This is a genomic window from Streptomyces caeni (genome assembly GCF_042678285.1).
Lineage (GTDB): Bacteria > Actinomycetota > Actinomycetes > Streptomycetales > Streptomycetaceae > Streptomyces > Streptomyces caeni.
Map to the genome: position 1 here is coordinate 1 of NZ_JBHUDX010000015.1, position 9034 is coordinate 9034.

The 9034-nt window shown below is 70.8% G+C and carries 8 protein-coding genes; 5 read left to right on the top strand and 3 right to left on the bottom strand.

The window, feature by feature from the left end; translation table 11 throughout:
• The 4 genes from infB to truB all read left to right on the top strand — a co-directional run.
• Nucleotides 1-1983, top strand: a 1983-nt coding sequence (gene infB / locus ACFSL4_RS06230) for a translation initiation factor IF-2 (protein WP_381079377.1), incomplete at its 5' end; no start/stop codon positions are given.
• A 295-nt stretch (nt 1984-2278) separates the two neighbouring features.
• Nucleotides 2279-2572, top strand: a complete 294-nt coding sequence (locus tag ACFSL4_RS06235) for a DUF503 domain-containing protein (protein ID WP_381079379.1) — start codon at nt 2279-2281, stop codon at nt 2570-2572.
• A 38-nt stretch (nt 2573-2610) separates the two neighbouring features.
• Complete coding sequence (rbfA, locus tag ACFSL4_RS06240) at nt 2611-3063, top strand: 30S ribosome-binding factor RbfA (RefSeq protein ID WP_381079381.1); 453 nt, start codon at nt 2611-2613, stop codon at nt 3061-3063.
• Nucleotides 3060-3965, top strand: a complete 906-nt coding sequence (gene truB, locus ACFSL4_RS06245) for a tRNA pseudouridine(55) synthase TruB (RefSeq protein WP_381079383.1) — start codon at nt 3060-3062, stop codon at nt 3963-3965. The genes rbfA and truB overlap by 4 nt, the downstream gene beginning before the upstream one ends.
• A gap of 218 nt (nt 3966-4183) precedes the next feature.
• On the opposite strand, the gene ACFSL4_RS06250 is transcribed toward truB, so the two are convergent.
• The gene (locus ACFSL4_RS06250) at nt 4184-5002 is read right to left on the bottom strand and encodes an alpha/beta fold hydrolase (protein ID WP_381079385.1); all 819 of its coding nucleotides are present in this window, start codon (nt 5000-5002) and stop codon (nt 4184-4186) included.
• A gap of 87 nt (nt 5003-5089) precedes the next feature.
• Nucleotides 5090-5755, bottom strand: coding sequence for a DUF4097 family beta strand repeat-containing protein (locus ACFSL4_RS06255; protein WP_381079387.1), 666 nt, complete (start codon nt 5753-5755; stop codon nt 5090-5092).
• Nucleotides 5756-6202: 447 nt separating this feature from the next.
• Here ACFSL4_RS06255 and ACFSL4_RS06260 point away from each other — a divergent pair, with 447 nt between their 5' ends.
• A complete protein-coding gene (locus ACFSL4_RS06260; protein WP_381079389.1) occupies nt 6203-7192 on the top strand; it encodes a bifunctional riboflavin kinase/FAD synthetase in 990 nt (329 codons plus the stop codon).
• A 107-nt stretch (nt 7193-7299) separates the two neighbouring features.
• Here ACFSL4_RS06260 and ACFSL4_RS06265 read toward each other — a convergent pair.
• Nucleotides 7300-9034, bottom strand: a 1735-nt coding sequence (locus ACFSL4_RS06265; RefSeq protein WP_381079391.1) for a MinD/ParA family ATP-binding protein, incomplete at its 5' end; no start/stop codon positions are given.

A 9034-nucleotide genomic window follows, 5' to 3' on the forward strand; every position in this document is an offset into this window, starting at 1 on the left:
GGCGGCGGCCGTCCCGGCTTCGGTGGACGTCCCGGCGGTCCGGGCGGCCGTGGTGGCACGCAGGGCGCGTTCGGCCGTCCCGGCGGTCCGGCACGCCGTGGCCGCAAGTCGAAGCGGCAGCGCCGTCAGGAGTACGAGGCCATGCAGGCCCCGTCGGTCGGCGGTGTGATGCTGCCTCGCGGCAACGGCGAGAGCATTCGCCTGTCGCGCGGTGCCTCGCTCACCGACTTCGCGGAGAAGATCAACGCCAACCCGGCGTCCCTCGTCGCGGTCATGATGAACCTGGGCGAGATGGTCACGGCCACGCAGTCCGTCTCCGACGAGACGCTGCAGCTCCTCGCCGGCGAGATGAACTACACGGTTCAGATCGTCAGCCCCGAGGAGGAGGACCGTGAGCTGCTCGAGTCCTTCGACATCGAGTTCGGTGAGGACGAGGGCTCCGAGGAGGACCTGGTCGTCCGTCCGCCGGTGGTGACCGTCATGGGTCACGTCGACCACGGCAAGACCCGCCTGCTCGACGCCATCCGCAAGACCAACGTCATCGCGGGCGAGGCCGGCGGCATCACCCAGCACATCGGTGCCTACCAGGTCACGACCGAGGTCAACGGCGAGGACCGGAAGATCACCTTCATCGACACCCCGGGTCACGAGGCGTTCACCGCCATGCGTGCCCGCGGTGCCAAGTCGACCGACATCGCGATCCTCGTGGTGGCGGCCAACGACGGTGTGATGCCCCAGACGATCGAGGCCCTGAACCACGCCAAGGCGGCCGAGGTGCCGATCGTGGTCGCGGTCAACAAGATCGACGTCGAGGGCGCGGACCCGACCAAGGTGCGCGGTCAGCTGACCGAGTACGGCCTGGTGGCCGAGGAGTACGGCGGCGACACGATGTTCGTCGACATCTCCGCCAAGCAGGGCCTGCACATCGACAGCCTCCTCGAGGCCGTCATCCTCACCGCGGACGCCACCCTGGACCTGAGGGCCAACCCGGGCCAGGACGCGCAGGGCATCGCGATCGAGTCCCGTCTCGACCGCGGCCGCGGCGCCGTGGCGACGGTCCTCGTCCAGCGGGGCACGCTGCGGGTCGGCGACACGATGGTGGTCGGCGACGCGTACGGCCGTGTCCGGGCGATGCTCGACGACAGCGGCACCAACGTGGCCGAGGCCGGCCCGTCGATGCCGGTCCAGGTTCTGGGTCTGACCAATGTCCCGGGCGCCGGCGACAACTTCATCGTGGTCGAGGAGGACCGTACGGCCCGCCAGATCGCGGAGAAGCGCGCCGCCCGCGAGCGGAACGCGGCGTTCGCCAAGCGCACGCGCCGTGTGTCGCTGGAGGATCTGGACAAGGTGCTGAAGGCCGGCGAGGTCCAGCAGCTGAACCTGATCATCAAGGGCGACGCTTCCGGCTCGGTCGAGGCACTGGAGTCCTCCCTGCTCCAGCTCGACGTCGGCGAAGAGGTCGACATCCGGGTCCTGCACCGCGGCGTCGGTGCGGTCACGGAGTCGGACATCGACCTGGCGATGGGCTCGGACGCCATCGTGATCGGCTTCAACGTGCGCGCGGCGGGCCGCGCGGCGCAGATGGCCGAGCGCGAGGGCGTGGACGTCCGGTACTACTCGGTCATCTACCAGGCGATCGAGGAGATCGAGGCGGCCCTCAAGGGCATGCTCAAGCCGGAGTTCGAGGAGGTCGAGCTCGGTACGGCGGAGATCCGCGAGGTCTTCAAGTCGTCCAAGCTGGGCAACATCGCGGGTGTCCTCATCCGCTCCGGCGAGGTCAGGCGGAACAGCAAGGCGCGTCTCATCCGCGACGGCAAGGTGGTCGCGGAGAACCTCACCATCGAGGGCCTGCGTCGCTTCAAGGACGACGTCACCGAGATCCGCGAAGGGTTCGAGGGCGGTATCAACCTCGGCAACTTCAACGACATCAAGGTGGACGACGTCATCGCGACGTACGAGCTGCGCGAGAAGCCGCGCGCCTGACGGCGGGCGGGGCCGCGATGCGCAGGGCCGGCCGGCGGGGACACACCTCCCCGCCGGCCGCCCCTTGCCGTCCCGGGGGCTGCCGCCCCCGGGCCCCGCTCACCGACGGCGGTGCGGCCAGTGAGCCCGCCCCCCGGCGGTCCGGACGGCCTCGTCCGCACCGCCGGGCGGGCCTTCCCGTGCCCGGGAAAACCCCGTCGAGTCGATTCGGTGTTCGTTGTACGGTTTTCGTGTCCCTGCCCATAGCGGCGGCGGGGCCATCGATCCCGTACCGGCGGGTCATCCGGATACATCCATGTACGTGGGGACCCTGTCCTTCGACCTCCTCCTCGGCGACGTACGGTCGCTGAAGGAGAAACGCTCCATCGTCCGCCCGATCGTGGCCGAACTCCAGCGGAAGTACGCGGTGAGCGCGGCCGAGGTGGACCACACGGATCTTCATCGGCGGGCCTGCATCGGCCTTGCGGCGGTCTCCGGCGACGCCGGGCACCTGACCGACGTACTGGACCGGTGCGAGCGGCTGGTCGCCGGGCGCCCCGAGGTGGAGCTGCTGTCCGTCAGACGGCGCTTCCACGGCGACGACGACTGAACCGAGAACACAGACAGGAAAGAACGGGAGACGGACCAGTGGCCGACAACGCGCGGGCGAAGAGGCTGGCGGACCTCATCCGAGAGGTGGTGGCCCAGAAGCTGCAGCGCGGGATCAAGGACCCGCGGCTCGGCTCGCATGTCACCATCACGGACACCCGGGTGACGGGAGATCTGCGGGAGGCGACCGTCTTCTACACCGTGTACGGGGACGAGGAGGAGCGGAAGGCCGCCGCGGCCGGCCTGGAGAGTGCCAAGGGCATCCTGCGCTCCGAGGTCGGACGGGCGGCCGGCGTGAAGTTCACGCCCACCCTCACCTTCGTCGCTGACGCACTCCCGGACACCGCCCGGACCATCGAGGACCTGCTCGACAAGGCGCGTGAGTCCGACGCGAAGGTACGCGAGGCGGCCACGGGTGCCTCGTACGCCGGTGACGCGGACCCGTACCGCAAGCCCGGCTCCTCCGACGAGACGGACGACACCGCCGAATGACACACAAGCACACCGCGCCCGACGGCCTCGTCATCGTCGACAAGCCGTCGGGCTTCACTTCGCACGACGTGGTCGCCAAGATGCGCGGGATCGCGAAGACGCGGCGCGTCGGCCACGCCGGCACCCTCGACCCGATGGCGACCGGAGTGCTCGTCCTCGGCGTCGAGAGGGCCACCAAGCTCCTCGGGCACCTCGCCCTCACGGAGAAGGAGTACGTCGGCACCATCCGGCTCGGCCAGACCACCGTGACGGACGATGCCGAAGGGGAGATCACCTCCTCGACGGATGCCTCCGGGCTCACGCGTGACGCCGTCGACGCCGGCATCGCCAAGCTGACCGGCGACATCATGCAGGTGCCGTCGAAGGTCAGCGCCGTAAAGATCGACGGGGTGCGGTCGTACAAGCGGGCGCGGGACGGCGAGGACTTCGAGATCCCGGCGCGGCCGGTCACCGTCTCCTCCTTCGCGGTCCACGACGTGCGGGACGCCGTCGCCGAGAACGGCACCCCGGTGTGCGACCTGCTGGTGTCCGTGGTCTGCTCGTCCGGCACCTACATCCGGGCCCTCGCCCGCGATCTGGGCGCCGACCTGGGCGTCGGCGGACACCTCACAGCGCTGCGGCGCACCCGTGTCGGGCCCTACAAGCTCGACTCCGCGCGCACCCTGGACCAGCTCCAGCAGGAGCTGACCGTGATGCCGGTCGCCGAGGCCGCCGAGGCTGCCTTCCCCCGCTGGGACCTGGACGCCAGGCGGGCACGGCTGCTCGCCAACGGTGTGCGTCTGGAGATGCCCGACGCGTATGCGGGCGCCGGACCCGTCGCCGCGTTCGACCCGCAGGGCCGGTTCGTCGCGCTCGTGGAGGACCAGAAGGGCAAGGCGAAGAGCCTGGCCGTGTTCGGCTGACGCCCTGCCGTGGAGCGGCGGTCACGGGGCCGAGCCGCCGCTCCACGGTCCCCCCTCGGTTCCCCCTCCAGAGGTGTATCCATCCCCACCGGGCTATTCACCCCATCGAGCAGGCGCTCGGAGTGAACCCAGGGAGCGGAAGGGGGCGCGTTCGTCACGAGGTCTGCCCCCTGACCTGTCCCGCTGACCTGTCCCCCCGACCTGTCCCGCTGGCCGGGTCATCGCCCCCCGCGGGCGAGGGCGGCGACCTCCCGTACGGCCTCGGCGACGGCCGGAGAGTCCTTCTTGAGGATCGCACCGTGGTTGCTGGTGACCTTCGCGCTGATCTGGATGTTCGCGTTGCGGGCGGTCACCGCACCGAGGCTGGTGCGTATCCGTTCCTGCTCGTCACCGCGACTTCCGAGGGACGTCCCCGAAGCGACCACGTACCGCGTCGGCACGGTGATGCCGTCCAGCACGGGGCCCAGCTCATGCTCGCGGGAGATCACGCCGAGCTCGATGTTGCTGTTCGCCATCTGTTCGGCATTCATCCGCGGGGTCAGTCCCGTCGGGCGCAGCAGCGGCATGCACCAGGCCCACTGTCGAAACTGCCTTCGGATCCGCCGCTCCATGGCCTCGTCGAGCCAGTCGTACGGGAAGGCGCCGTCGACCAGAACCGCGCCCAGGGCGCGCTCAGGCTTCCGGCCGGCCCAGTGCGCCGCGACGAACGCCCCGTAGGACCAGCCCACCGCCAGCGCCCGGTCCACACCCCTGGCCGCGAGAACGGCATCGACATCCCGGACGGCGGCCTCGAAGGAATAGTCCGCCGAACGCTTCGACTTCTTGCCACGAGCACGCTCGTCGTAGGTGATGTGCCGCCACCCCGTCCCCAGTTCGGAGATGACCCGCCGCCAGTACCCCTGAGTGGCGAACTGGCCGTTGAGGTAGACCACGGGGATGCCGGGACCCCCGGTGTCGGTGACGGCCAGGGCCGTGTCGTCGACCGGCACCATGCCGGTCCACTTCGAACCGGTCGAGGAAGTGCTGTTCTTCGTCATGTGTTCCCCCTGGTTACGTGACGGCAGGATCTCGATCGCGGTGGATCGGTGGATCCGGCCGAACGGTCCTGGTCTTGGTCTGCTTCTTCAGAGGGTGCGGGCGGTGATGTCGCCGTGGGAGGTGGTGGCGCGGATGTCGAGTGCCGTGGTGCCGTCGTTCTTGAGGGCGTTGCTGATGCGGCCGCAGGCGGTGTCGGCGTCCAGGGCGGCCGAGACGCCGACGGCGGTGCCGACGGAAATGTCGCCGGACCGGGTGCGGAGCACGAGCGTGCCGCGCACGGCCTCGCTGATCCGGATGTCGCCCCTCGTGGTGCCGATCTCCGCGGGGCCGTCCAGCCGGCCGACCTCGATGTCGCCGTCGATCGCGGTGAGACGGACGCTCGCGGCCTCATCGATCTTGATCCGGCCACACGCGCCTTCGAAGGCGACGTCGCCGAGGCGGCCGACGCCGCGAAGCTCGGAGCAGGCGGCCCTGGCCTCGATGCGGGACCCGGCGGGCAGCCGGACGGTGACCTCCAGCGACCCGGAGGGGCCGAGGAGGCGGTTCTCGGGCTCGGGGGTGCGGATCCGCAGAACGCCGTCGGCGTAGGTGACGGCGGTCTGCTCGGCGGTCTGGACGTCGCGGCTCCTGGAGGAGTCGGCGGGCAGGACCTCGACGGCGGTGTCGGCGCGGTCGGCGCCGATGAACTGGACGCGTCCGGCGGGGATGTCCAGGACGGCGGAGATCGGGGCGGGGGTGTCGAACTTCTGCATCGTGTTCTCCTGGGTCGTCGCTTCTTTCTATTGCTAGAAACGCTACGTTGCTTTCTGGTGTCTGACAATGATGAAGTTGCATGCTATGGGCAATAGTGCAGGCAAGAGCTGTGAATTCATTGCAATCGACTTGGTGATAATGCAATGATGTCTAGCCTGATCATTGCAATGAATAAGAAGTGAACGCTATGGTGGGGTGATCAGGGACCACCACGGAGGACCGCCGGGGAGAGCACGCTGGGGGCTGCCCTGGTCGGTCCGGGCACCCGCCGCGTGATCGAGAGCCTTACGGTCCCATGGGACCCGGGCTGATCCGCGCCGCCCCGGAATCCCGCGTGCCGCCCGTCACAGCGATGACGCCGATGCGGGCCGAGGCCCCCGGGCATGGCACCCTTAGACCTGCGTAAGAGGCATACACGGACACGGGTTCGACGAGGAGCGGTCACAGTGCAGCGCTGGCGTGGCTTGGAGGACATCCCCGAGGACTGGGGGCGCAGCGTCGTCACCATCGGCTCCTACGACGGGGTCCACCGGGGACACCAGCTGATCATCCGGCATGCCGTGGAGCGCTCCCGCGAGCTGGGCGTCCCCTCGGTGGTCGTCACCTTCGACCCGCACCCCAGCGAGGTCGTGCGCCCCGGCAGCCACCCGCCGCTGCTCGCCCCGCACCACCGCCGCGCCGAACTGATGGCGGGGCTGGGCGTCGACGCGGTTCTCATCCTGCCCTTCACCACGGAGTTCTCCCGGCTCTCGCCGGCCGACTTCGTGGTCAAGGTCCTGGTGGACAAGCTGCACGCCAAGGCCGTGGTGGAGGGCCCGAACTTCCGCTTCGGCCACAGGGCCGCCGGAAACGTGGAGTTCCTGGCCGAACTGGGCAAGACGTACGACTTCGAGGTCGAGGTGGTGGACCTCTATGTGACCGGTGAGGCCGGCGGGGGCGAGCCCTTCTCCTCCACGCTGACCCGGCGGCTCGTCGCCGAGGGCGATGTCGAGGGCGCGCACGAGATCCTCGGGCGTCCGCACCGGGTCGAGGGCGTGGTCGTGCGCGGCGCCCAGCGCGGCCGCGAACTCGGTTTCCCGACCGCCAACGTCGAGACGCTGCCGCACACCGCGATCCCGGCCGACGGCGTCTACGCGGGCTGGCTGCACGTCGGGGGCGAGGCGATGCCGGCCGCGATCTCGGTCGGCACCAACCCGCAGTTCGACGGGACCGAGCGGACGGTGGAGGCGTACGCCATCGACCGGGTTGGACTGGAGCTGTACGGGCTGCATGTGGCCGTGGACTTCCTCGCGTTCGTCCGCGGCCAGGCCAGGTTCGAGTCGTTGGACGCCCTGATGGAGCAGATGGCGGAGGACGTGAAGCGCTGCCGGGAGCTGATCGCGGCCCACGATGCGGCGCGTGACGGGACGCGTGACGGATCCCACGACGTGGGGTGAGCCGGCGGAACGGCCTCGCTCGACGGTCGTACGAGAGGGGCGGCCCGTGCCTGCCGGCGTGGGCCGCCCCTCTCGTACGTCGTCCCCCCACCCGGGAGAGCGGCCGCCTACTGCTGGGGCGACGGCGGGGGCGGGGGCGCGGTCTGGCCCGGGTACGGCTGCGGCGGATACGGCTGGGCCGGAGCGTAGTGCTGCCCGGGCTGCGCGGCCTGGCCGGGCTGCGGGTACCCCGGGGCGGGCTGACCGGGGACCTGCTGCCCCGGCACCTGGCCGGGCACGGGGTGTCCGGGCAGAGGTTGTCCGGGCATCTGGCCGGGCAGCGGCGGGGCGGCGACGGGGGGCGGGTTGCCGTCCGACGTCCACAGGCCGTGCGACTGCTGGTGCCGCGCGATGTCCTCCGCGACCATCGCGGCTAGCGTGAAGTACGCCTCCCGCACCTTCGGCCGCATCATGTCGAGGTCGACCTCCGCGCCCGCCGCCAGATGCTCGTCGAACGGCACGACCACGACACCGCGGCAGCGGGTCTCGAAGTGCGCGACGATGTCCTCCACCTTGATCATCTTGCCGGTCTCGCGGACCCCGGAGATGACGGTGATGGACCGCGCCACCAGATCCGCGTACCCGTGTGCGGACAGCCAGTCCAGCGTCGTACTCGCGCTGCTCGCACCGTCGACCGACGGGGTCGAGATGATGATCAGCTGGTCGGCCAGGTCCAGCACCCCGCGCATCGCGCTGTACAGCAGACCGGTGCCGGAGTCGGTGAGGATGATCGGGTACTGCCTGCCGAGCACGTCGATCGCGCGGCGGTAGTCCTCGTCGTTGAAGGTCGTGGAGACGGCAGGGTCCACGTCGTTGGCGATGATCTCCAGGCCGGAGGGTGCCTGAGAGGTGAACCGCCGGATGTCCATGTACGAGTTGAGGTACGGAATCGCCTGGACCAGGTCGCGGATGGTGGCGCCGGTCTCGCGGCGCACACGGCGGCCGAGCGTACCGGCGTCCGGGTTGGCGTCGATCGCGAGGATCTTGTCCTGCCGCTCGGTGGCGAGCGTGGCGCCCAGCGCGGTGGTCGTGGTCGTCTTGCCGACGCCGCCCTTGAGGCTGATGACGGCGATGCGGTAGCACGACAGCACCGGCGTGCGGATCAGCTCCAGCTTCCGCTGCCGCTCGGCCTCCTCCTTCTTGCCGCCGAGCTTGAACCGGCCACCGCCGCCGACCGGACGGCTGCTCTTCGTCTTCTGCTTCTTGTTGTTGAGCAGCCGGTCGGAGGACAGCTCCACCGCGGCGGTGTAACCGAGGGGCGCGGCACCGGGGTTGGTCGGCTGCCGCTGGTCGTGCTGCACCGGCTGCGGCCAGGCGGCGCCCGTGCGGGGGTCGACCGGGGGCTGCGGCTGGGCGCCCTGCTGTCCCTGCTGGGGGAAGCCGTAGCCGCCCTGTGGGGGCACGGGGGCGGCGGCCTGCTGCGGGAACCCGTAACCGGCCTGGGGGACCGGGTGCGGCGGGGCGGCCGGCTGCGGTGCCTGGGTGCCGGGGGCCGGAGTTGGGGCGGGGGCAGTCGGGGCGGGTGGAGCGGGCGGGGTGGGCGCCTGGGCGCTCGGGCCCTGCTGGGGGGCGCCCTGCTGTCCCTGCTGGGGGAAGCCGTAGCCGCCCTGTGGGGGCACGGGGGCGGCGGCCTGCTGCGGGAACCCGTAACCGGGCTGCTGGGCAGGGGCGTTGGGCGCCGGGGGAGCCGGGGCTCCCGACGGGGGGAAGCCGTAGCCGGCCTGCGCGGGCGGTGCGCCGGCGGGCGTGCCCGGCGCGGCCTGCTGCCAGGCGGCCGGGGCGGACTGGGGCGTCTGCGGCTGG